This window comes from Undibacterium umbellatum (genome assembly GCF_014284125.1).
In the GTDB taxonomy this organism is placed as follows: domain Bacteria; phylum Pseudomonadota; class Gammaproteobacteria; order Burkholderiales; family Burkholderiaceae_D; genus Undibacterium; species Undibacterium umbellatum.
In genome coordinates, this window is sequence record NZ_JACOFX010000005.1 from 38,796 (window position 1) to 63,006 (window position 24,211).

The 24,211-nt window shown below is 50.5% G+C and carries 24 protein-coding genes; 15 read left to right on the forward strand and 9 right to left on the reverse strand.

Going from position 1 to position 24,211, the window contains the following annotated elements:
• Nucleotides 1-27 precede the first annotated feature (27 nt).
• The 5 genes from H8L47_RS11900 to H8L47_RS11920 all read left to right on the forward strand — a co-directional run bounded on the left by H8L47_RS11900 (nt 28) and on the right by H8L47_RS11920 (nt 6,606).
• Complete coding sequence (locus tag H8L47_RS11900; protein WP_222616510.1) at nt 28-1,206, forward strand: serine hydrolase domain-containing protein; 1,179 nt, start codon at nt 28-30, stop codon at nt 1,204-1,206.
• A 16-nt stretch (nt 1,207-1,222) separates the two neighbouring features.
• Nucleotides 1,223-2,644 (forward strand): metallophosphoesterase family protein, encoded by a 1,422-nt coding sequence (locus H8L47_RS11905; protein WP_186953814.1) that lies wholly within the window; start codon nt 1,223-1,225, stop codon nt 2,642-2,644.
• 423 nt (nt 2,645-3,067) lie between these two features.
• Nucleotides 3,068-4,261: a hypothetical protein gene (locus tag H8L47_RS11910; protein ID WP_186953815.1), complete on the forward strand. Its 1,194-nt coding sequence runs from the start codon at nt 3,068-3,070 to the stop codon at nt 4,259-4,261.
• Nucleotides 4,262-4,273: 12 nt separating this feature from the next.
• The gene (locus tag H8L47_RS11915; RefSeq protein WP_230413703.1) at nt 4,274-4,687 is read left to right on the forward strand and encodes a type 2 periplasmic-binding domain-containing protein; all 414 of its coding nucleotides are present in this window, start codon (nt 4,274-4,276) and stop codon (nt 4,685-4,687) included.
• A gap of 200 nt (nt 4,688-4,887) precedes the next feature.
• Nucleotides 4,888-6,606, forward strand: a complete 1,719-nt coding sequence (locus H8L47_RS11920; protein WP_186953816.1) for a methyl-accepting chemotaxis protein — start codon at nt 4,888-4,890, stop codon at nt 6,604-6,606.
• A 70-nt stretch (nt 6,607-6,676) separates the two neighbouring features.
• Here H8L47_RS11920 and H8L47_RS11925 read toward each other — a convergent pair whose 3' ends face one another.
• Nucleotides 6,677-7,255, reverse strand: a complete 579-nt coding sequence (locus H8L47_RS11925) for an ATP-dependent Clp protease proteolytic subunit (RefSeq protein ID WP_186953817.1) — start codon at nt 7,253-7,255, stop codon at nt 6,677-6,679.
• An 80-nt stretch (nt 7,256-7,335) separates the two neighbouring features.
• A complete protein-coding gene (locus tag H8L47_RS11930) occupies nt 7,336-8,532 on the reverse strand; it encodes a M20 aminoacylase family protein (RefSeq protein WP_186953818.1) in 1,197 nt (398 codons plus the stop codon).
• A 426-nt stretch (nt 8,533-8,958) separates the two neighbouring features.
• Between H8L47_RS11930 and H8L47_RS11935 the strand changes: the two genes are divergently transcribed.
• The 5 genes from H8L47_RS11935 to H8L47_RS11955 all read left to right on the forward strand — a co-directional run bounded on the left by H8L47_RS11935 (nt 8,959) and on the right by H8L47_RS11955 (nt 14,343).
• Nucleotides 8,959-9,936: an ABC transporter permease gene (locus tag H8L47_RS11935; protein ID WP_186953819.1), complete on the forward strand. Its 978-nt coding sequence runs from the start codon at nt 8,959-8,961 to the stop codon at nt 9,934-9,936.
• A 4-nt stretch (nt 9,937-9,940) separates the two neighbouring features.
• Entirely contained in the window at nt 9,941-10,846 is a 906-nt protein-coding gene (locus H8L47_RS11940; protein ID WP_186953820.1) for an ABC transporter permease, read from the forward strand.
• A 12-nt stretch (nt 10,847-10,858) separates the two neighbouring features.
• Nucleotides 10,859-11,845, forward strand: a complete 987-nt coding sequence (locus H8L47_RS11945; RefSeq protein WP_186953821.1) for an ABC transporter ATP-binding protein — start codon at nt 10,859-10,861, stop codon at nt 11,843-11,845.
• Complete coding sequence (locus H8L47_RS11950) at nt 11,838-12,842, forward strand: ABC transporter ATP-binding protein (RefSeq protein WP_186953822.1); 1,005 nt, start codon at nt 11,838-11,840, stop codon at nt 12,840-12,842. The genes H8L47_RS11945 and H8L47_RS11950 overlap by 8 nt, the downstream gene beginning before the upstream one ends.
• 1,078 nt (nt 12,843-13,920) lie before the next feature.
• The gene (locus H8L47_RS11955; protein WP_186953823.1) at nt 13,921-14,343 is read left to right on the forward strand and encodes a hypothetical protein; all 423 of its coding nucleotides are present in this window, start codon (nt 13,921-13,923) and stop codon (nt 14,341-14,343) included.
• Nucleotides 14,344-14,649: 306 nt separating this feature from the next.
• On the opposite strand, the gene H8L47_RS11960 is transcribed toward H8L47_RS11955, so the two are convergent.
• Nucleotides 14,650-15,495 (reverse strand): DUF817 domain-containing protein, encoded by an 846-nt coding sequence (locus tag H8L47_RS11960; protein ID WP_186953824.1) that lies wholly within the window; start codon nt 15,493-15,495, stop codon nt 14,650-14,652.
• 324 nt (nt 15,496-15,819) lie between these two features.
• Here H8L47_RS11960 and puuE point away from each other — a divergent pair, with 324 nt between their 5' ends.
• The 5 genes from puuE to H8L47_RS11985 all read left to right on the forward strand — a co-directional run bounded on the left by puuE (nt 15,820) and on the right by H8L47_RS11985 (nt 20,569).
• Nucleotides 15,820-16,776, forward strand: coding sequence for an allantoinase PuuE (puuE, locus tag H8L47_RS11965; protein ID WP_186953825.1), 957 nt, complete (start codon nt 15,820-15,822; stop codon nt 16,774-16,776).
• A 127-nt stretch (nt 16,777-16,903) separates the two neighbouring features.
• Nucleotides 16,904-17,995, forward strand: coding sequence for a porin (locus H8L47_RS11970; protein ID WP_186954056.1), 1,092 nt, complete (start codon nt 16,904-16,906; stop codon nt 17,993-17,995).
• A 118-nt stretch (nt 17,996-18,113) separates the two neighbouring features.
• Nucleotides 18,114-19,010, forward strand: coding sequence for an RNA polymerase sigma factor SigJ (sigJ, locus tag H8L47_RS11975; RefSeq protein WP_408057694.1), 897 nt, complete (start codon nt 18,114-18,116; stop codon nt 19,008-19,010).
• Between the two features lie 98 nt (nt 19,011-19,108).
• Nucleotides 19,109-19,555 carry a carboxymuconolactone decarboxylase family protein gene (locus tag H8L47_RS11980; RefSeq protein ID WP_186953827.1) on the forward strand — a complete coding sequence of 149 codons (447 nt, stop codon included), beginning with the start codon at nt 19,109-19,111 and terminating at the stop codon, nt 19,553-19,555.
• 126 nt (nt 19,556-19,681) lie between these two features.
• On the forward strand, nt 19,682-20,569 hold the full coding sequence (locus H8L47_RS11985) for a CPBP family intramembrane glutamic endopeptidase (RefSeq protein ID WP_186953828.1): 888 nt from the start codon (nt 19,682-19,684) through the stop codon (nt 20,567-20,569).
• Between the two features lie 111 nt (nt 20,570-20,680).
• Here the strand turns inward: H8L47_RS11985 and H8L47_RS11990 are convergent, their stop codons facing one another.
• The 6 genes from H8L47_RS11990 to H8L47_RS12015 form a co-directional block, all read right to left on the reverse strand.
• A complete protein-coding gene (locus H8L47_RS11990; protein WP_186953829.1) occupies nt 20,681-20,983 on the reverse strand; it encodes a hypothetical protein in 303 nt (100 codons plus the stop codon).
• Nucleotides 20,983-21,519, reverse strand: coding sequence for a DUF6985 domain-containing protein (locus tag H8L47_RS11995; RefSeq protein WP_186953830.1), 537 nt, complete (start codon nt 21,517-21,519; stop codon nt 20,983-20,985). Before H8L47_RS11995 ends, H8L47_RS11990 begins: the two co-directional genes overlap by 1 nt.
• Nucleotides 21,520-21,583: 64 nt before the next feature.
• Nucleotides 21,584-22,738: an HDOD domain-containing protein gene (locus H8L47_RS12000; protein WP_186953831.1), complete on the reverse strand. Its 1,155-nt coding sequence runs from the start codon at nt 22,736-22,738 to the stop codon at nt 21,584-21,586.
• Nucleotides 22,739-22,889: 151 nt separating this feature from the next.
• On the reverse strand, nt 22,890-23,471 hold the full coding sequence (locus H8L47_RS12005; protein WP_186953832.1) for a gamma carbonic anhydrase family protein: 582 nt from the start codon (nt 23,469-23,471) through the stop codon (nt 22,890-22,892).
• Between the two features lie 39 nt (nt 23,472-23,510).
• On the reverse strand, nt 23,511-23,942 hold the full coding sequence (locus tag H8L47_RS12010) for an MAPEG family protein (RefSeq protein WP_186953833.1): 432 nt from the start codon (nt 23,940-23,942) through the stop codon (nt 23,511-23,513).
• Nucleotides 23,939-24,205, reverse strand: coding sequence for a tautomerase family protein (locus tag H8L47_RS12015; protein WP_186953834.1), 267 nt, complete (start codon nt 24,203-24,205; stop codon nt 23,939-23,941). The genes H8L47_RS12010 and H8L47_RS12015 overlap by 4 nt, the downstream gene beginning before the upstream one ends.
• Nucleotides 24,206-24,211: the final 6 nt, after the last annotated feature.

Genomic DNA, 24,211 nt, shown 5'->3' on the forward strand with positions numbered 1-24,211 from the left:
TGCTTTGTCGCTTTCAACATTTAGCAAATGACTTACGATTTCAGCGCAGTTAACGCAGCCATGCAAAAATATGTGGACAGGCAGATCCTGTCCGGTGTCTCGACCGCCGTGCTGGTCGGGCGCGAACTGGTGCACCAGCATTGCACTGGCTGGGCCGACCGCGAGAGCCAGACGCCGATGCGCGATGATCATCTGTTTCGCGTGTTTTCGAATACCAAGCTGATTACTTCGGTGGCAGTCTTGTTGCTGATGGAAGACGGCAAGCTGGAACTTGATCAGCCAGCTGAAGAATTCCTGCCGCAACTGGTGCATATGCAGGTGCTCAAACCTGGTGCGACCAATATCAGTGATACCGAGCCAGCGCGCAGCAAGATCACCATCAGGCATCTGCTTACTCATACTGCCGGTTTGAGTTATGGCTTGCTCGATCATGGCACGGTCATGTACAAGGCCTACAATGAAAAACGGGTCATGAATGCCTTTACCAGTCTGAACGACATGATGGATGTGCTGGCAGAATTGCCGCTGAGTTTTCATCCCGGCGAAGCCTGGGAATATTCGATTGCCACCGATGTACTGGCGCGGCTGGTAGAAGTTGTCAGCGGCATGAGTTTTGACCGTTTTTTGCAGTTGCGCATCCTCAATCCCCTGGCCATGCATGACACCAGCTTTGTCGTGCCTGCGCATAAACTGGGCAGGCTGGCTTCTTACTATGCTGGTACTGATCCACAAAACATCTTGCAGCGTGGCTTGCGCAAGCTCGACAAATCTCCTTACCCTGGCGCATTCACCACGTCAGTTGCCCGCCTGTCTGGCGGTGGTGGCCTGGTATCGAGCATGCAGGACATGCTGGCACTGATGCGCAGCTTCATGCCAGATGGCGATACCTTGCTCAAGCCGGAAACGATCAAACTCATGATGCAAAACCACTTGCCCCCTGGTACTGGCATTGCATTTCCTGGCGTTGGTGATGTGCCTGGCAAGGGTTTTGGCCTGGGTGGTGCGGTAACACTAAAACCGTCATCGATAGATCCACCAGCGTCTGTTGGTGAATTTGAGTGGGGTGGTATCGCAGGCACGCATTGGTGGATATCACCACGCCACAATATCGCCGGGATATTGATGACGCAAAGACTCATGAGCTTCTGGCATCCGTTTTCTTTTGACTTCAAGCGACTGGCATACGAGGCAGTAGGGGTGAAATAAACAAAAGGAGAAGAGCATGAATTTTTACTCGACAGCTAAGCTGCGCCTGATAGGTGCCTTGGCAATCGGCAGCTTGCTGGCTGCCTGCAGCAGCGTCCCTATACAAACCGGGCAAGACAGTAAAATGCAGACTGCCTGGGTCGTCATTGGTGAAAACGGGCAAGCCATTGCCAGAGCCATTACGACAGATACGACTTGCCCGGCCCTGGTGCAGGATGGCAAAGCTGCCAGTATGAGCATCAGGGCAGCAGCGGATACCCTGCCTTTGCGCAAAACTGCAAGCAAACCGGAAGACAGCAAGCCATCCACTTTTCCTGTGTTGACTTGTGAAGCGGCATTATTGGCGAGCACCAAAACAGCCAGTATTGCTGGCCGTGATTTGCCCATCCCCAAACCAGTGGCACAAAAAATTATTGTCATTGGTGACACTGGCTGCCGTTTGAAAGTGGCAGACAATTACTTCCAGTCCTGCAATGACAGTGAGAAATGGGCTTTCCGTGAAATGGTGGAAACCGCAGCGCGCTTCAAGCCTGACCTGGTCGTGCATGTCGGAGATTATCACTACCGCGAAAATGCTTGCCCTGAAGGTAATGAGGAATGTGCAGGTAGCCCATGGGGTTATGGCTGGGATACCTGGCAGGCAGATTTCTTCACACCAGCGCACGCTTTGCTGAAGGTTGCGCCGTGGGTCGTTGTGCGCGGCAATCATGAAACTTGTGTGCGTGCAGGCCAAGGCTGGTGGCGTCTGATGGACCCGCGCCCTTTGAAGAGAGGGCGCGACTGTGTGGATGAAGGAAATGACATGCGTGGCGACTATAGCGATCCTTATGCCGTACCCCTAGGGCGCGTGGGCAGCGAGCAGGCGCAACTCATCATCTTTGACTCTGCTAAAGTGCCTATCAAACCACTGGCAAAAACCGATGCTGCCTACCAGCTCTATATGGAACAGTTCAAGACCGTCAATGCATTGGCAGAAAGTGCAGACTTCAACATCTTCATTGACCATCACCCCATCCTGGCGTTTGCCGCAGAGCGTAAAAAAGATGGGCCGCTGAATATCTTCCCTGGCAATCTTGCCATGCAAGACATCATGCAGACTTTGAATACCACACGCCTGTTTCCATCCAGGGTGCAAGCGACACTGGCAGGTCATGTGCATTTATTCCAGGCTTTGACTTTTAGCACAGATCATCCTGTGCAATTTGTAGCGGGTAATGGTGGTTCTTCTCTGGATACTCCTTTGCCGATACCTCTCGCGGCGAATTCCACGCCATATACAGAAGCCAGACTCGATTTCTTTAGCAATTCCAATGAAGTTGGCTTCATGACGATGGAACGTGAGCAGCACAGCTGGAAAATCCAGGCCTGGAACAAGCGCGGTAAATTGATAACGGAATGTCGTACGCAAGGCAAAAAAACGGAATGCAAGAATAAATAAGCCTGCTTCTATTTCGTCAGAAAAGCAGAAAAATTTAAAAAGCCTGAGTATTTTTACTCAGGCTTTTTTATATTTGCTGACATAAATTTTGCACCAGCGCAGCACGCACCAATGTGGCAAGATTGCTCATTTGAGGTGCAGTTTTCTTGTTTTTGTTTTATTGAAACTGTCGGCATTTCGCCACGGAATGTGCAAGAAATGGTGAAATAACTTTTTGTAAGTCTTGTCATCATCTAACTTGAAAAGAATGGTTGAAATTTCTATTTCCGCCAGGCATCTCCTACGAGACATCAAGTAAGTCAGTGCTCTATTGCCAGTCGTTAAGTTGTTGTTGTGAAATGGTTTTGAAAATTTCCATCAGGAAATAGTTCAAGTCTGTCAGATGAATAAAACCTACAATGAAGAAACTTTCAAGGAGATAGCATGAATTTGAAGCCTTTTATCACTTTATTGGCAATGACTTCCGCAGTATCGGCCGCCTGGGCCCAGGATACTTCCAATATAACCATTAGCGGATTTGGTACAGCTGCACTGACGCGCAGTAATACTTCCGATGCAGAATTTGCCCGTCCCAATCAATTGGCAGGGGTCACCAGTGGCGCAAAAACCGGGGTAGATTCCAACCTCGGTTTACAAGTCACCGCAAAAATGAATGACTGGTTGTCTTTCACAGGCCAGGGTCTGGTGCGTAAAAATGTGACGGACAATTTTGGTGCAGAACTGGCCTGGGCCTTTGCTAAGGCCAAGGTATCCGAGAGCCTGAATATACGGGTGGGCCGCATAGGTTTGCCGGTCTATATGATTTCTGATTACCGCAATGTCGGTTACGCCAACACCATGTTGCGTCCCCCGGTAGAAATGTATGCTCAGGTGACGCTGGAAAGCCTGGATGGTGCAGACTTGCTGTATCAGACCAGTCTGGGTGACACCAATATCACGGCACAAGTTGCCTACGGCGTGACCGACTCAGAAAATCGCAGTAACTTTACGGCAAAATTCAAAAAGGTCTCAAGCATCAATATCGTTGCCGAGAATGGTCCTTTCACTTTCCGCTTCGGCCGTGTCGATGCGAATGTCACAGTCGATAATTCAACCAATCTGAACACTCTGGTTTCCGGTTTGTCAAAGTTTGGATTTGTCTCTGGTGCGAACGCAATTGCAGTCAACGATACCAAGGCATCTTTCACCTCTGTTGGTCTGGGTGTGGACTGGAAGAGCATGGTTGTGCAGGCTGAATATGGCAAGCGCAAATCTGCCAGCCTGTCGATTGCCGACACGACATCCTGGTACACCATGTTTGGCTATCGCATGGGCAGCTTCCTGCCATATTTCGTCCATGCTTCGGCAACACAGGATAGCCCACGCACCGTTGCTGGCTTGCCAACTGCCGGTCCCCTGCTGCCTTACACCCTGGGTGCAAATGGCCTGGCCTCGGCTTCACCTATACAAACCAGCAATAGCATAGGTGTGCGCTGGGACTTCCATAAATCAGCCGCTTTAAAACTGCAACTCGACAGAATGTCGCCAGAAAATGGGCCAGGCGTATTCATTAATGCCAAACCTGGTTTCAAGGGCCCGGTCACGGTGTTTGCGGCAGCAGTTGATTTTGTATTTTGATGGAGGTGTGCGATGAATAAACATTTAACACACTTAATGCTGGCCGCAAGCTTCATGACCAGTGCGTCGTTTGCCGGTGCCGCAGAACTGGTTGTCATCGTCAATACAGCCAACCCGGCAACGGCGATGACTGCTGCCCAGGCATCCCAGTTTTTCCTCGGTAAGTCGGCGATGTTCACCCCTGTGGATTTGCCAGACAACTCCCCTATCCGTGCCGAGTTTTATAAAAAAGTGGCTGACAAGGACTTATCCGAGGTCAAGACTATCTGGTCCAAACTGGTTTTCACGGGCAAGGGTACTGCACCGAAAGAAATGCATAACTATGCTGAAGTGAAGAAAGCAGTCGCCGCCAATCCGACGGGCATCGGTTATATAGAACGCTCCGCCGTGGATGCAACTGTCAAGGTAATCACGGTTTTGCCTTGATTTTTCATGCATCGTTGTTTCTGAGAAAGCTGCTAGTCAGCTTTCTTTTTTTTTGTGGCTTTTGCTGGATAACTACAAATTTCCAATGAGAAATTTGCAATCTGCAACAAATCCATCTAAAACTACATATATAGTCTAAGTAAGTTTCTTATTTCCCCCTCCCTCGCAATTCTGTTGTTCTTTCCAATAAAGGACTTATCATGAAATTGTTTTATAACCTGAGGATATCAGCCAAATTGTTTGTCGGATTTGGTTTGCTGCTGTTACTCACGGTTTTTCTAGGTGTGTTTTCCATCGCCATGTTGGCCAAGGTCAATCAAAATGCCTATGAACTGGGGACCAACTGGATGCCTAGTGTGAATGCTGCCATGGGGATCAAGGAAAGGGTGTCTCGCATCCGTTCTCAGGAAGCTCAACTGGTCTCAGCAGAAAATGCCGAAGAGGTAGAGAAATATATTGGTCGCACCAAGGAAGCGATTACCGGGTTGAAAGAAAACGAGGCCGAATACGCACGCCTGGTTTCTACTTCTGAAGAGAAAAAACAGTTCGAAGAGTACAGTAAATCCATGGGGGAATATCTCCAGATTTCTGACAAGATCATGGCACTGGCACGCGACGGTAATAGCAAGGATGCCATGAGTTTGATGCGTGGCGATTCTTCCAAAATCAATACCAAAGTCCGTGGACTGGTCGATAACATGGTAAAAACCAATGTGGATGGTGGTGTCAATGCCTACAAGAAGGGTACGGAGGCTTATCTAGCTTCGCGCACTTTGATTATTGCCGTTTTGGTCGCCAGTATCTTGCTTGGTATGTTATTGGCTTATGTCATCGCCCGCATTGTCTCACGCCCTTTGCAAGACGCACTGAAGGTTGCACAAACGGTAGCATCTGGCGACCTGACCAGCAATATCCAATCGAGTACCAGTGACGAGACCGGCTTGCTGTTACAGGCATTGAAGGAAATGAACCAGAGCCTGTTGCAAGTGGTGACTGAAGTGCGCCAGGGTACGGATGAAATCGCCGCTGCAACAAAAGAAATTGCCGAAGGCAATATGGACTTATCCAACCGCACCGAAAACCAGGCCAGCTCGCTGGAAGAAACCGCTTCTTCCATGGAAGAAATTACTTCCACCATCAAACACAATAGTGACAATGCACGCCAGGCCAATCAACTGTCGCATTCTGCCTCTGCCGTAGCGCAAAAAGGGGGCGATGTGGTGTCGCAAGTGGTTGATACCATGGGTTCTATCAACGAATCTTCCAAAAAAATCGTTGATATCATTGCTGTTATTGATGGCATTGCCTTTCAGACCAATATCCTGGCTTTGAATGCGGCGGTAGAGGCAGCTCGTGCCGGTGAGCAGGGGCGCGGCTTTGCCGTGGTGGCGTCAGAAGTTCGCAACCTGGCCCAGCGGTCAGCCGGCGCTGCCAAGGAAATCAAGGAGTTGATCAATGATTCTGTCGACAAGGTAGGGCAGGGTACACGTCTGGTTGACCAGGCTGGTGAGACCATGAAAGAAGTCGTCGAAAGTGTCAGAAGGGTCAGCGACATCATTAGCGAAATCACGGCTGCTGGCACGGAGCAGAGCGCGGGTATAGAGCAAATTAATGTTGCCGTCACCCAGATGGATCAGATGACGCAGCAAAATGCCGCTCTGGTGGAAGAGGCTGCTGCGGCAGCAGGCGCCTTGCAAGACCAGGCACAAAACCTGAGTCGTGTAGTCAGTGTGTTCAAACTTGATCAGACAAATACAGTCGGTAGCAAACCAGAGCCGGTGGCCAGATCAGTAGCAGCAAAAAATACCGGCGCAAAACCGGCGGTGCGTAACTTGCCCAAGCCAGCTGTCAAAGCTGCAAAGCCTGCCTCGACAAGAAAAGAACCAGTCGCAGCGACTGATGACTGGGAAGAGTTTTAAGCTTGATAAAAAAAGCCCGTCTATTGACGGGCATTTTTTTAAACTCGAAATACAGCGTAGAAACGCAAGCTCAGGACAGTTCGCTCTGGTTAACAATGATGCGAGAAACCAGTCCATACTCCTTGGCTTCAACAGCGCTCATCCAGAAATCACGGTCTATATCTGCCGTCACTTTTTCCAGTGTCTGGCCAGATTCTTTGGCGATCAGGGCAGCGATGCGCTCGCGTATCTTGACGATTTCACGTGCCTGGATCGCGATATCTGTTGCCTGGCCACCAAATCCACCGCTAGGCTGGTGTATCAGGAAGCGGGTATTTGGCAAGCATACGCGGCGTTCTTTGGGGACCGACAAGAAGACATTGACGGCAGCACTGCCTACCCAGCCTGTGCCAACCATATTCACTGGCGCATCGATGAACTTGATGATGTCATGGATGACATCGCCAGATTCCACATGGCCACCAGGGGAAGATACCAGGATAGTGATAGGTTCTTTGGACTCTGCCGACAAGGCGATCAGACGCTTGCTGACTTCAGCAGCGAGTTTATCGTTAATCGTACCAAATACCAGCACGGTACGGGATTTAAATGCCTTTTCTTCGAGGAAAGGGCTACGTTGTGCGTCGTTATTGTCTTTTTCGTCGGCCATGGAGAAGTCTTCTTTGCTTATTCTGGTTGAGTAGGTGAATTCAGGTGATTTTAAGTCATTCAGGCTGCCTAGATGGCAGCTCAGGTGCTTTTTTTCAAGTAGGCCTCTGCCAGCCTGACCCAATAAGTTGCGCCTATGGGCAGCAAATCATCATTGAAGTCATAGCTGGGGTTGTGCAAGTTGCAAGGCCCGAGGCCGTGGCCCATGTCCCTGTGCCCACCATCGCCATTGCCTAAAAAGACATAGCAACCCGGTTTGGCTTGCAGCATGAAGGAAAAATCTTCAGCGCCCATGGTGGGTTCTACCTGGTCATCGACCTTGTCTGCGCCTACTACGCTGCGCATCACTTCTGCGGCAAAGGCGGTCTCTTTGGCGTGATTGATCAGGGGCGGGTAATTGCGCTTGAAGCGGAAATCCACCTGGGCATCAAAAGCAGCCGCAGTATGTTCAGCGATGGTGCGCATGCGTTTTTCGATGAGATCTATCATTTCCGTACTGAAGGCGCGCACCGTGCCTATCAGCGTCGCTTCATCCGGGATGACATTCGTCGCGCTGCCGGAATGGATTTGCGTGACCGACAAGACGGCTGACTCCAGCGGGCTGGCATTGCGGCTGACGATGGTTTGCCAGCTCTGCGCCATCTGTATCGCCACGATGATGGGGTCTATACCCTTGTGCGGTTGCGCCGCATGGGCACCTTTGCCCCTGACAATGACTTCAAATTCATTCGACGAGGCCATCATGGGGCCTGGCGTGACACCAAAAGTGCCCACTGCTGCGCCTGGCCAGTTATGCATGCCAAAGACTGCATCCATTGGGTATTTCTCAAACATGCCTTCTTCTATCATGCGGCGCGCACCGCCACCGCCTTCTTCGGCAGGCTGGAAGATCAGATAGACCGTGCCATCGAATTCCTTGTATTTGGACAGATAATGCGCCGCCCCCAGCAACATGGCAGTGTGGCCATCATGACCGCAGGCATGCATTTTCCCATCGTGTTTTGAGGTATGGGCAAAGGTATTGATTTCCTGCATGGGCAGGGCATCCATATCGGCACGCAAGCCTATGGCGCGTTCGCTAGTGCCATTCTTGAGTACACCGACGATGCCTGTGCCAGCCAGACCACGGATGATGGGTATGCCCCAGGCCTCCAGCTTTTGCGCGACAACTTCAGATGTGCGGTGTTCTTCAAAGCAAAGTTCCGGGTGGGCATGGATATCTCGCCGGATTTGCTGGATTTCGGCCTGGAATTGGACGATAGGATCGATCAGGTTCATTATTTGTCTCCGGGTAGCGTATTCTGGCCCATGGGCAGGTAGACGCCAATTATTCTTGACAGGATGTTATCCTGTTGAAAAGAGAATGAATAGCCTGCGCACCTTGGTTGGCGGACTATGACTTTCTTCAGTATAGAGAAAGATACCAGATTCCAGGCAAACTGGTAGCCCTGACGCCTATTTCATTCCTGGCATATCGATACTATAAAAACAGATTTGCGTTACCCTTGCACAATCAGGTATGTTCGTGCTGCGCCAAAGACATCGAGTGAAAGGCGGTAAAACCCGGCGACATGTTCCGGACCGAGATTTCCGGTAAAAAGAATAATGATTGCACATGATAAACACCTTTAAAGAGATACAGAACTTCTCCAGGAAAACCAGTTTTTGTGGGTTTGCAGACTCCCTTATGAAGCTGAGATAGGTATGCCCGGATTTATCTTGCGCCGCCTGCTGCAAAGCCTGGCTGTTTTACTACTCATGTCACTGCTGGTATTTGCTGGCGTGTATGCGATAGGCAATCCCATCGATATTCTGATCAGCCCTGAGGCTGACCAGGTTGAGCGTGCGCGCATCATTGCTGCCTTCGGCCTGGACCAGAGCCTGCCGCAGCAATACTGGTTATTTCTTAAAAATGCCCTGGCTGGCGATATGGGGCGCTCCTTCGCTTATGCCACACCTGCACTGGCTCTGATCATAGAACGCATGCCTGCCACGCTGGAACTGGCCGTATTTGCCATATTGATTGCGATAGCTCTGGGCATACCGCTGGGTTTGCTGGCGGGTTTGCGGCCAGACAGCATTGCTGCAAAAAGCATCATGGCGGTATCGATATTAGGCTTCTCCTTGCCGACCTTCTGGGTCGGGCTGATGCTGATCATGGTGTTTGCCGTGCAACTGGGCTGGTTGCCTTCCAGCGGGCGTGGTGAGACAACGCTTTTGCTGGGTGTGCCTGTCAGTTTTTTGAGCATAGATGGCCTCAGGCATTTGCTCTTGCCTGCGCTGAACCTGGCGCTCTTCAATATCGCCATGGTAATACGCCTGACGCGCTCAGGTGCGCAAGAAGCGCTGTTGCAAGACTATGTGCGCTTTGCCCGCGCCAAGGGATTGCGAAATAGCCGCATCATAGGCGTGCATGTACTTAAAAATATCCTGATTCCTATCGTTACTGTGATTGCCTTGCAATTCGGTTCCATCATCGCCTTTGCAATAGTTACAGAATCAGTGTTTGCCTGGCCAGGCATGGGCAAGCTCATCATCGATTCTATCCGCGTGCTGGACAGGCCAGTCATCGTTGCCTATCTGCTGTTGATTGTCAGCCTGTTTATTCTCATCAACCTGGTGGTGGATGTGCTGTATTCATTACTGGACCCGCGTGTGCGTTTGTCAGAAAGCCGGGGCTGATGTGATGGCGACAGAAACCATAAGCCCAAAAATTGAAACGCCCTTACAGCGTTTCTTGCGCGACTTCTTTGCCAGCCGCATCGCCAGCCTGGGCAGCCTGATTTTATTGCTGCTGGTCTTGCTGGCGATATTTGCGCCATTGATTTCACCACAAAATCCTTATGACCTGATGGCGCTGGATGTCATGGATTCCCGCCTGGAACCCGGCAAACTTTCCGCGGATGGCAAACAGACTTTTCTGCTCGGCACTGATGAACAAGGGCGAGACATGTTGTCGGCCATCTTCTATGGTTTGCGTATTTCGCTCATCGTTGGTTTTTCCAGCACCGCAATTGCGCTGGCAATCGGCCTGAGCCTGGGTTTGCTGGCGGGTTATCTGGGCGGCCGTGTCGAAGCCATCATCATGCGTATCGCTGACATACAGTTATCTTTCCCCGCCATCCTGATCGCCATGATCTTGCTGGCGCTGACAGGGCAGGGCATCGGCAAGATCATCATCGCGCTGGTATTGGTGCAATGGGCTTATTATGCGCGCACGGCCCGCAGTGCGGCGCTGGTGGAAAGACAAAAAGAATATATAGAAGCCGCAGTCGGCCTGGGCTTGTCACCGGCGCGCATTATCTGGCGTCACTTGCTGCCCAACTGTTTGCCGCCACTGATCGTCATTGCGGCCTTGCAGGTCGCATCTGCCATTTCGCTGGAAGCCACGCTCTCATTCCTGGGCCTGGGTTTGCCAGTGACCGAACCTTCACTGGGTTTGCTGATCGCCAATGGTTATCAGTATCTGTTGTCCGGTAAATACTGGATCAGTTTTTATCCTGGCCTGGCCTTGTTGCTAACGGTCGTCTCCATCAATCTGGTGGCTGATCATTTGCGCGATGTACTCAATCCGCGCTTGCAGACGCAATAGGTGGTGCTAAATATGACGATGGCGACTCTGGAAGTACAAAACCTGCAGACTGAATTTGCCAGCCGTGGAGGTACTGTGCGTGCGGTGAACAATGTCAGCTTCAGCGTGCAGCCAGGGCAAATCATGGGCCTGGTGGGTGAATCCGGTTCTGGCAAATCCATGACCGCCTATTCCATCATGGGCCTGATCGATTCACCCGGCAAAGTCACGGCAGGCAAGGTCTTGTTCAAGGGCGAGGACTTGCGCAGCCTGTCGGCAGAGGCCATGCGGCAAATCCGGGGCAACCGCATCGCCATGATATTCCAGGACCCGATGATGACCCTGAACCCGGTCCTGCGCATTGATACACAAATGATGGAAACCATCTTTGCACATCAACAGGTCAGCCGCGAAAAAGCGCGGGAAATGGCACGCGCTGCCTTGGTCAAGGTGGGTATTCCCTCGCCTGATGAAAGACTGCTGGCTTATCCCCACCAGTTTTCTGGCGGCATGCGGCAAAGGGTGGCGATCGCCATTGCTCTCCTGAATGAGCCCGAGCTGATTATCTGCGATGAGCCGACCACCGCACTCGATGTCACCATACAGGGCCAAATCCTGTATGAAATGCAAAAACTGTGCCGCGAATCTGGCACGGCACTGATATGGATTACCCATGACCTGTCAGTGGTGGCTGGCCTGGCTGATACCGTAGCCGTCATGTATGCCGGAAAAATAGTCGAAAGCGGTAGCGTGCAACAAGTACTGGAACAGGCCTGGCATCCCTATACTCACGGTCTGATCGCGTCTTCACCATCACGCAATCTGCATGGGCAAAGCCTGCGTCAGATTCCGGGGTCAACTCCGTCTTTGTTGAACCTGCCGCAAGGCTGTGCATTCCGCCTGCGCTGCGAACGTGCTACTGCGGTTTGTGAACAAGACCCGGTGGCAGAAAATCTGCCGGGCCACAAGGTATTGTGCTTCCACCCAATGCACGCAATGGCCGAGGTGGCGCATGACTGATAGCCGTTTGCCCGCCTTGCTGGAACTGCGCCAGGTCAGCAAGCGCTTTGCCAAACCTGTGGCATTCACCGACAAACTGACCCAGCTATTCGGTGCTAACAGCAAACAGCAAATCGTCCATGCCGTTGATCAAGTCGATTTGAGTTTGCAGGCGGGTGAAGTCGTCGGCCTGGTAGGTGAATCAGGCTGTGGCAAATCTACGCTCGGGCGCATGGTCGTGGGCTTGCACAGTTTGTCAGAAGGGTCGCGCTGGTGGCGTGGCGAAAGTCTGGCTGACATGGACCAGGCCAAACGCAGGCAAATGCAACTGGCTGTGCAGATGATATTCCAGGACCCATATGCCTCGTTGAACCCGCGCCTGCGCGTGCAAGATATCGTGGGTGAAGCACCGGTCGTGCATGGCATGATCAAGTCGGCAGAACAGCAGGAATATGTAGAACACCTGCTACAAAAAGTAGGGCTGGACCCGGCTGTGCTGAAACGTTTCCCGCATCAGTTTTCTGGCGGCCAGCGCGCCCGCGTTGGCATCGCCAGGGCACTGGCCGTCAAGCCTGAACTGCTGGTGTGCGATGAGGCAGTAGCGGCGCTGGATGTGTCGATACAGGCGCAGGTCTTGAACCTGTTCATCCAGCTACGTGACGAACTGAACCTGACTTATCTGTTCATCAGCCATGACCTCGGCGTGGTCAGGCATGTGTCTGACCGCGTGCTCATCATGTACCTGGGTCGCGTGGTTGAGTCAGCCGCGACTGCAGAAATTTTTGAGCGACCTAATCATCCCTATACGCAAGCCTTGCTGGCATCTGCCCCCAGGCTGGAAGTGCGCAAGATGGAATACCTTGCCATCAAGGGTGAAATTCCATCGCCTTTGCATCCGCCGACTGGCTGTCACTTTCATCCGCGCTGCCCGCACGCCATGCCCAGATGTGCCACAGAGCAGCCAGCACTCAAAGAAGTTGCTCCTTTACATTTTTCTGCTTGTCATTTAAATACTTGATTATTATCTTGTTATGTTTTAGGCAGTGAATGAGTTTTAATGAAGCAGCAAAGAATCCTGGATTACGATCTGGCGCGTGTTGGTATCAGTCTCAAGACCAACCAGTCAGGCTGGCTGGCGATGCTGCAGCCCTAAATCGGCAAAGAGTCAGTTTGTTGAAACGCGCTGCTTTCCTGTTTTGTTATGGCCTGCCGGTATCCTGCATTATTACGGTTTGTATATTGCATTGGCTAAAGTCTTGCTTACAGTGTCGTACTGCCTGCCAGCCTTGCCTGTGTACATGATCTCTGCAACGGGAGCTCAGCATCTATCTGGCCCATGTGCTGATAGGTATGCTTGTGCTGGAAGAGCTGCGTTATCTGGAGGGTCATACTGTGGGCATGGCGGCCCTTGCTGCACTCATTTTCTCTACATGTGCGCTGGTGTTTTCTCATCTGTGGCGCAGCACGCATCAAAAATAAGAGTCGGCTGTATCCCAGAGTGCAAGTTTTCAGAGACATAGACAAAAATCGCAGTTATCAACTCAGATATTGGAAATGGTGATAACTGGTATACCAAAAATAAAGATGCATTATTTGCTGCGGTGCGATAAAGTAGTACCTGTCTCCTCCAACACCTCCTAAGGTTTGGATTTAACCCGCAACCGCAAGGTCGCGGGTTTTTTTTTGCCTTTTTACCGATCTACCCATAGGCATGATGTTAATTTCATTGATTTCAATTCTGTCAGGAAATATTTTAAACAGGCTTGATATGCGATTTATGAATGATTGATATGTGAAAATAGATGTTGGTGAATTTGTTGCGCTGCGATATAGTTGCACCTGTCTCCTCCAACACCTCCTAAGGTTTGGATTTAAACCCGCAAAATTTGCGGGTTTTTTTTTGCCTGTTTTGAACGTGATGATTCAAATGATGTTTGCCAACTATTTTCCTGCGACTTGTGTGCAAGCTCAGTCTGCGTGACTATCTGGCTTTACTCATTCGCTAAACCCATGTCTATATGCATTTTAAAACCGGATCTGTCTATCTTGCATGTCTTTTGAGTATGTTCGCCTCCACTTGCTTGCCAGCAAGTGCGATGGATCAGCCAAGGAATGGCGTGGTCAAGCAGTCCATTCCCAAGCCCCGCATAGATAAAGATATGCGTCTAGCCTTGCAGCAATTTGTCACTCGCTACGCACTGCATCCAAAAAATGCATCACAGCATATTCATATCGCCAATGTAAAAATAGACAGCGGTGAAACAGCCATGTATGCCTACTGGAAAGAAGATCAGTCCATCTTGATCATGCACTTCTTTGCCCATCCATCCGAAGAGCAGGGCCTCTTATGGCTGCACCATAAAGCCAGGATAGATTTGAAGACTGGCGTGGTAGCTACGGAAGAAGAGATGAGTGGCAGTAATTACCTGGTCACCAAAGCCTGGGCTCAGCACGTCGTCAATGTCTGTCTGGAACATGGTCAATTGCTGGTATTGAAGCCTAAGACAGATCGCAAGTAATTCATCTGGATCATGAGCGGGCTGGTCCAAATATAAACCTGAGTATTACCTCTAGTGATGACGAAAACATCACTGGTATGTCACTTTCCTTGGAGCGGTAGAGGAAGGGCGGATGAGTGGTATGCAATCTATAAGAGATATTCAGAAAATGTATACCTGATATTTGTATAATAAAGCATACAGATATGTTGCGGCGCATTAAAGTAGTACTTGTCTCCTCCAACACCTCCTAAAGGTTTGGATTTAAGCCCGCGAATTCAGCGGGCTATTTTTTTGTCTGCTCACTTGGTAGAAGAAAGTACGGGCTTATTCGGCGATATGGATATGCCGCTTGATATGCTTGAGGTGGGCGACGATGGTAAAAGTCATGATGACCAGCAAGGACCATGAACTCCACTTGCCCAGATGCACGGTAGACCAGGCACCCAACTGGTTGGGGTAACGCCAGATACCAAAGAAGGTCCCCATATTTTCTGCCAGCCAGATAAAGAAACCTATCAGTATGAAAGATAACAGCAAGGGCATGCTGCGGTCGCGGTCCAGCGGGCGAAATACCACGGATGAACGCGCATACAGACCCAGTGCACAAGCCGCCATGTACCAGCGATAGTCACCAATGTAATGGTGAGTGAAAAAATTCACATAAATCAGTATGCCTATCAGCGCGGCCATCCAGTAAGGGGGATGATGGCGTATGCGTAAATCAAATAAGCGCCAGGCCTGGATGATATAGCTGCCTATGCTGGCATACATGAAACCGCTGAACAGCGGCACGCCCCAAATCTTGGTATAGCCAAATTCAGGATAAGCCCAGCTCTGTATCTGGCCCGATACCTTGAACACTTCCAGCGCAAACCCAACCATGTGGAACAGGGTGACGGCTTTTAGCTCATCAACAGTTTCCAGCTTGCTCCAGACCATGCCGCCCTGTATGAGCAGTGCAATCACAAACAGCACGTCATAACGCGGCAAGCCAAACAAGCCAGCCTTGGGCACGATCAAAATCGATGCAAAGAAGAGGCCGACAAAAAGGCAGGCGCGCACTTCTTTGATACCAAAATACCAGAACTCCAGTAAAAAACGACGAAAGCCCACCAGATTTTCAGGCTGGGGAGGCTGGATCAGGAATTGGTCTATGGATTGCAGGCGCATGGGCTGCATTGTAACAAGCTTGCTGCGCTTATCGTCAGGGCAGTGATACGGTTGCTATTGTTACAGGGTGCTTACACAGCATTTATTTGACCTGCCTTTGCTTGTTGTGAAAAATTCCATGTTGTTTAATTGATGCGTAATAGGACATATACTAAAAACAGTATATCTAACCGTGAAAAATTGCTGACAATCACAGGCGAATATGAAAAATGATTTAGTGCAAATGGAAAGATGGCACGTCACTTGCATTCGCCATCTACTTCAAGCAGAACGATGAAAGCCAGGATCACAAGTCCTGAGCAGCATGTACCGGAGAACAAAAGTATGACGCAGTCCAGCAATCAGTATAGTGATTATCCTCGTGATCTCATAGGCTATGGCCGCCATGTCCCGCATGCGCAATGGCCAGGTCAGGCCAGGATAGCCCTGCAATTTGTCTTGAACTATGAAGAAGGTGGCGAAAACTGTGTGCTGCATGGTGATCGTGCGTCTGAGCAGTTTTTATCCGAGATTGTTGGTGCGGCAGCTTATGAAGCGCGGCATATGTCGATGGAATCTATTTACGAGTATGGCTCCCGTGCCGGTGTCTGGCGCATCTTGCGCGAATTTGAAAAACGCAAGTTACCGCTGACTGTGTTTGGTGTCGCCATGGCCTTGCAGCGCCATCCCGAGCTGACCCAGGCTTTTGGCGAGCTTGGTCATGAAATCGCCTGTCACGGTCTGCGCTGGATACATTATCAGGCGCTGGACGAAACCATAGAGCGTGAACATATGCAGCAAGCCGTGCAAATCATGCGCGAGCTGACTGGCAAAGCCCCGCTGGGCTGGTACACCGGGCGTGATTCACCCAATACCCGCAAGCTGGTGGTTGAGCATGGCGGCTTTGCCTATGATGCTGACTACTATGGCGATGACCTGCCTTTCTGGACGCAAGTCACTACCAGCGATGGCCAGCAGCATCCGCATCTGGTCGTGCCTTACACCCTGGACAGCAATGACATGCGCTTCGCCACGCCACAAGGGTTTAATACGGGCGAACATTTCTATGATTACCTGAGAGACAGTTTCGATCTCTTGTATGCCGAAGGTGACCCAGATGGTGACAATGCACCAAAAATGCTATCCATAGGCATGCATTGCCGCTTGCTGGGGCGGCCCGGACGTTTCCGTGCCTTCCAGCGTTTCCTTGATTATGTACAGTCGCATGACAAGGTCTGGATCTGCCGCCGCATTGATATTGCAGAACACTGGAAACAAGTACATCCCTATGTAGCTAAGTAAATGCAGCGCCTGTTGACTGGCGGGACGTACCCAAGTCCTGCCTGCCCAAGATTAAGCTGACAAAGCTTGAATTGCCACCACGCTGAAAAAATCGTTGTTAAATCTGAGAGAAGGAAAAAAGATGAAAATGCAAATGAAATTCATGGTTTTGGCAGTTGCTTCTTGTTTGTGTGCAGGCAGTGCGCTGGCGCAATCCAGTGTTACCGTGCAAGGCCTGATGGATTTGTCTGTGGGCACAGTCAAGATGAGTGGTGACAAAGCCAGCACGGCTGCCATCACGCCGGGTGGCATGACCACATCCTGGTTTGGTTTCAAAGGGGTAGAAGACCTCGGCGGTGGTCTCAAGGCAGAATTTGCACTGACAGCCTTCCTGCGACCAGATACCGGTGAGTCTGGCCGCTTTGGTGGCGATACCCTGTTTTCGCGTGATGCCAATGTCGCCTTGTCCGGCAGCTTTGGCCGCGTGTCGCTTGGCCGTGATCTGGCTCCCAGCTTTTTGCCTGTCGTGATTTTCAATCCCTTTGGTGATTCCTTTGATGTTTCGCCTTTGGTGCTGCACTGGTATGTGCCTTCTGGTGGTTTTGCTTCACGCACCTGGGCCAATTCTGCCGCCGGTGATTCTGGCTGGAGCAATGAAATCATTTACAGCACCCCCAATTTCTCCGGCTTCAGTGCCAACATGCACTATCAGTTTGGTGAAAAAGCCGGTGACACAGGCACTCGCAACATAGGCCTGAATGCGCTGTACTTCAATGGCCCACTGGCGCTGAGTGCCTTCTACCAAAAAGTCCAGGTATCGAATCCTCTTGGTGGTTCAGCAATTGTCGATGCCACATCTGCACCTGTGAATTTTGCATCCATCAATAACCAGACTGCTTACTTCGTCGGTGCCAGCTATGACCTGACTGCTGCCAAACTGTATGCCACTTATACCTCCAGCAAAAATGACAATGCTGCTGGCAAGCAGATGGATGACAAGATTTATAGCCTGGGTGCCAAGATCCCGGCAGGTGGTGGCGACATCTTGCTGGCCTATGCCAATACCAAACGCAATGGCACGCTGGCGGCAAATACGGAATACAAGCGCGATACCCTGTCTGCTGGCTATGACTACAACCTGTCCAAGCGTACCGATGTGTATGCAGTGCTGATGAGTGACAAGATCAGTACGGCTGATCGTGCTACTAGCGTCATTGCTGGGATACGTCACAGATTCTGAGTTATTTCAGCTAACAAAAAACCGCATATTGAAAGATTTGCGGTTTTTTTTCTATCCGCTGTCACAAACGGTAAGGCTGATTCGTCTTATCATCATGGACATACCGGATACCACTATGATGAACCGCCTGCAAAGCTTCACTGACCATAGACCCCGCCTGTTTGGCTTAGCCTATCGCATGCTGGCTTCGCGCGCTGAGGCAGAGGACCTGGTGCAAAACACCTATCTGCGTTGGCATGCGCTAACGGATGAAGAGCTATTGCAAATCCGCGAACCACAGGCCTGGCTGGTGACTGTCATCAGCCGCCTTTGCATCGATAGATTGCGGGTACTCAAGCGTGAGCGCGAAAACTATACTGGCCCCTGGTTGCCAGAGCCCATGGTAGAAGTCGATAACCAGACACCAGAACTGATGGCTGAATTCAGCAGCGATGTCTCGCTGGCTTTTTTGACTATGCTGGAACGTTTGTCCGCAGAAGAACGCGCTGCCTTTCTGCTACATCAAGTATTCGATGTTGATTACCCTGAAGTCGCAGGCATGCTCAACATGACTGCAACTGCCTGCCGCCAACTGGTACACCGGGCGAGAGAGCGGTTGCAACAAGACAAACCGCGTTTCCAGGTCAGCCGTGACCATCACAGGCAATTGCTGCAACGCTTTACCCTGGCCGCACAAAGCGGAGATTTAAAAGCCCTGAATGCGCTGTTTGCAGATGATGCGCAAATGATAGGGGACGGCGGGGACAAGGTCGCTTCAGTCAACCGCATCCTGCATGGTGCGGCACGCATATCGCGTCTGTACCATGTGATCGCCAGAAATTTTTCCCAGCGCATGCAGTTTGTTGAAGTCAATATCAATGGTGAACCCGGCTTGCTGCGCTTTATCGACGGCAAACTGGATGCGACTATCTCCATCGTCAGCGATGGTGAAAAAATTCTTGATCTTTACACTATCCGCAATCCTGATAAATTGCAGGCTTATCAAGGTATGACGATACCTCTGCAAAATACTTAAGAAATTATTCAAGCAGACTGTCACAAAATGATTTTCTCCAGCGTCTTATGGATGAAGAAAGCAATCTCGCTGACTCATTTTAAAACTGGAGAATTATCATGACACTCAAACTCAATTTCCCTGGCCTGGCACCTGCTATTTATCAAGCCCTCGCAAGTGTAAATAGCGCGCTGGATGCTAGCAGTCTGGGCAAGTCCCTCATCGATCTGGTTTTTTTACGGATTTCGCAAATCAATGGCTGCGCTTTTTGCGTAGACAAACATGCGCATGACTTGCTGGAGCTTGGCGATAATTTCCAGCGCCTCAATAGCCTGGTGTGCTGGCGCGAAGCACCTTGTTTCAGTGAGCGTGAAAGAGCAGCACTGGCATGGAGCGAAGCCATGACTGGCATAGCAGGCAAGCATGTGGATGAAGGGCTGCAACAGAAATTGCCCATGTATTTCACGGAAATAGAACTGGTAGACCTGGCATTTGCCATTGGTCTCATGAATGCCTGGAACCGGGTGGCAATAGCTTGTGGAAAAAGTTTTAGCATGCGCAACTGATCTGTGTTTTCAGCGACTGTGAAATGCGGAATACAAAGCCAGGGATAATATTGACATTTATATAAAATTAACTATCCTTGGCAAAGCTTGCATCAAACAAACAATAGCCCAATAGATTTATTTCCTATGACCACTGTTCCTGAGTTGCAAATCCTTCCTTATCTTTTCTTGTATGCAGCTATCGCAGCCGCATGGCTACCCAAAGTAGCTGTGGCTGGCCCACTAAAAAACCTGGTTCCTGGACATTTGCTGGCAATTTTTGCGGTGCTCTCGGCTTTGTTCAGTGGCCTCATCACACCGATGGCAGTAGCTGTGCTTGCTGTGCTGCCACTTTTGCTATGGGCAAGCGTCAGAAATAACTTGCCCCTCGCCCTGCGCATACTGGCAGGTGTCTTGGCGCTGGTGGTGGCGCTGATACTTGCCATGCATAAAGCACCGGGTTTTCACAATATGCTGCTACTTGATAAAGTCAGGTTCAGCGATGATGCCATTCCTTTTACCCTGTATGCCAATTTCGACAAGGGTATGGCAGGTTATCTGATGCTGAGCCTGTTTTGCTCACGCGCAAGCAGTTTCAAGCAATTCCTGGCTGATGGCAAGCGCATTGCCTTGCCTGCCTTGCTGACTATCGTGGTCTTGACCGGTTTGGGGCTGGCGACACAGTTCTTCCGCTTTCATCCAAAACTGCCGGAAGCGACTTTGTTGTTCCTGGCCGTGAATCTGGTATTGACTTGCGTTGCAGAAGAAGCTTTTTTTCGGGGACTGATACAGGAAACGATCTATCGCCTGGGTAACAAGCCTGTCTTTGGTTATCTGGCGATTGCTGTGTCGGCAGTCTTGTTTGGTCTTGCACATCTGGGTGGAGGGACCCAGTATGCTGCCCTGGCGACAGTTGCCGGGCTGGGTTATGCCATTGTCTATCATCGGACACGCAGGCTGGAGTGGGTGATACTCACGCACGCAGCATTTAATTTATGTCATTTCATCTTGTTCACGTATCCTCGATTGGCTTGATTTTTTGGATAGTCATGAGGTGCTTGAATGATGTCGCTAAATGATGTTGCTAAATGAGGCAGGCGGCAGTATTGCCATGCAAAAAAGTCGGCGTGATACCGCGCAGTTTTCTTATCCAGTGATTTGAGCACGAGTGCTGGTGAGCAGCCTGAAACGTTGGATGAAAGCTAGAAGATAGTCGTATGCGATTCCGGGTGTCACCAGCAATTCTTGCAGGCGGTCATCCTGATAGAACATGGTGACGGTACTGCCATCAAGGGTAGATTCCCAGATCGACGTATCAGTCGTGAAATTCATGTAATGCCATGCGCCATCCGCTTCCGACAAACCATCCCAGATCAGTTGAGACAGTTCATCGGCTTCGGCAAAATCAGCCCAGCTTGTGCTTGGCTTGATTTCTAAAGTAGCTGTCATCAGCCCCGGCTTTGATAAACCACTTTATCCAGGCTGGCTTCCCCAAAGGCATCGGCATTGCTGAGATAGTCATCAAAAGGTCCAAGTTTGCTGATTTCTGCACCATTACGGAATACCAGTTGCAAGCCGTTTTCTTCATCCCAGTCGCAATCACATTCCAGTGAGACATAGATGGTCTTGTCACCACCCGGGCGCTGGCATACCAGGGCTTCGTAGCCATATTGTATGTGTTGCCAGACGTCGGCTGGCTGGGCTATCTGTACCACATCCAGTTTTTCAGATTTGCGGTAGTTTGCCACGTCCTGATAATAGGCAAAGATGTCTGCTTCTGCTTTGACCAGTACGGCTGGGTCCAGTTTGATGAAGTTGGCAATGGCATCGTGAAAATCAGCCTTGCTGGCTTCGTCGGCTTCATCATAGCCTTCCAGCAAGAATTCATATTCTTGCTCTTGTAAGGCAGGGATGAGTATGGGTTGGCTTATATACCAGCCATTTTCATCATCTTTTTCTACTAGCCCAAGTCCGGGGATATTCATGGTGAGTTTTCTTTAGTGGGTGGGGCAGTATTTGCCGTAACCCCTATTGTCCCACACTACATGCTTAAGTTTGCGCTTCAGGATGTTGTTGCACTCCTGTCGTGTCATATAACTGGATTTCATTCAACAAATCAAAGCAACTGACTTCAGCCGGGTTCAGGCCCAGCCTGAGTTTTTTATCGCTGCTATTCAATTGACTGTGATTGACCAGCAAGCGCATCTTGGCAATCAGGTCGGCGGTATGCAGCAAATGGCCTAGCGGGCTCCATTCTATGGCTTTGCGGCCACCAGCTTGCTGTTGCAAGGCCAGGATCACATGTTCAGGGAATTCCCAGCGCTGGGCGATGCGGTAAGACAGGGTCGCAGCGACGGAAGAGAAGATAGGCTGGAACGCGGGCGAATACTTGAATTTGCCATGCTCGCAAGTCTGGTCCAGCAAACGGAAAGCGATAATGAGACCAACATTTTTCATCAGGCCAGTCAAAAATGCGTGGAAAGGGTCCATATCGCGTGCCAGAGTATGGCAGGCAACCGCGCATTTTTCTGACTGGGCCCAGATATGCGGCGCGGCGCGGCGGGTGAACTGCCCGGCATTGAGGTTGATAATGGGGCGGAAAGCAACCTTGGCGATCACCAGGCGCAGACCTTCTTCGCCCAGTATCATAACGGCTTTTTCCAGACTGTTGATACGATCAGCCGGGTTGTACAGGGCGCTGTTGACGGTGTTGATGACTTCTCCAACTAGGACCACATCTTTGACGATCTGGCGCGACAAATCACCGGCAGAAATGGTTTTACTGCGCAGGCTGTTCAGCAATTGCGGGATGACACTGGGCACGCGTGGCACGATAACGGCGTCATTCAGATCAGACGCCAGCAATTTGTACAGTGCTTGCATGACAGTCTGTTCGGTTTCAACATTACCGCCTTCACCTGGGTAACCCATTATCCAGTCAAAGAACAAGCTTTCGACAGGCAGGACCGGTTTCCAGGCGATGAGTTTTTCTGTATTGGCAGTGTTGTTTGCGGGGGTATCTGGCGCGAGAACTGGTTCAGCCTGGTGTACTGCGATCAGTGGTTCGGAGGCGGCCTTTTCTACAGGTTCAGCCGCTTTGGGCGCTGCCACAATTTCAGGTGCAGCTTGGGGTGGGCTGATCACGGGCGTGCCCTGCTCAGCACCGAACAGGCGGTTAAAGAACTTGCTCAGGGTATTCGCCACGGCTGACCTTTCGGTTCAAACTGAAATAGCGCATCTTGATGCTCCAGATGCTCATTATGTGCCAGAAGTTTCAGTGTGTATATTTGCAGCTGGCATGTCAATCCCGGGCCTGAACTATAGACAGTTTGTTGCCCGTTTTTAACTTAAGTTGTCATTCATCGGCTGCCAGCTGGGCATTCAAGATGGCAATTTCTGCCATGATTTCGGCAGGAAATTCTTCTCTGGCCCATTCTCTATATTCACCCCGCGCATAAGCCAGGCCATTCTTGTAATACATGTAGGCATTCAGGCGGTTGCGCACATAATTGTTTTGCGAACGTATGACCTTGCCGGGTGTACCCATGACGATGGAATTGTCAGGAATGATAGTGCCTTCCTTGAGGAAAGTATGCCCGGCAATAATGCAGTTATTGCCTATCACACAGCCATCCATGATGGTGGAATTGATGCCTATCAGGCAGTTGTCACCTATGGTGCAGCCATGGATGGTGCAATGATGGGTGATGGAGCAATGGCTGCCTATGATGGTCGGGGTCTGGTCACCTATGTGCAGCATGACAAAGTCCTGGATATTGGTATAGGCACCAATGATGATTTCCTTATGCTCAGACCTGGCCACCACATTCATCCAGATTGAGGCATGTTGCCCCACGCTGATCTTGCCATAGAGTTGCGCCGTGTCATGGATATACGCAGGATGATCAAGTTTGACATCTGGACCGATGAAAGCCATTTACTCCCCCGAGGCAGGTAAAAATAACAGAATACTGCTTTATAGATGGATTTGCAGGAATATTCTGTAGGCTATCTCCCAGCATATGGCCATGCCTGACAAGTACAGGATTGTACGCAAGGGTTGCATGCCACGCAGGTAAATCAGGGTATGCAAATAGCGTATTACTACATAACTGCCAAACAGCCAGTTGGCTGCCGACTGTTCTGCACCCAGCAAGACATAGCAAATGGCCAGCGCCAGGAACAGTGGCAGGTTTTCCACGTCATTGCGCCAGACACGGGCGCAGCGTTGTACCAGATCAGATTCTGATTCAACCGGGCGTACTCCAGCCAGGGCTGCATCTTCTGGCAAGAGATAACGACGGCTGCGTATACGGCTGATAACCTGGAATACACTTAGCACGCTGGCTTTCAGGAACAGCGCCAGCAAGGCCAGTACAAAACTGGACAGGGCAGGGTAGTTCATCATGCTGGCACCTCGTTGTTTTGTGCACTGGGACGTGCATCTCTGACCGCCGTAAATTGCGCGATTTGCTGGCTCGATGGGCGTAGGCCACTCATGGACCAGCCTTCTGCCTCGCTTTCCTGGATATTGATCCAAATGGATTTCTTGAATTCCGGGTTACTGCCTCCTTCAACTTCTACTAGTGCATCGGCAATTTTTTCCAGCAAGCGCTGTTTTTGCTCGGTGTTTAACATTCCTTGAATCGTATTGATTTGAACGTAGGGCATGTCGTA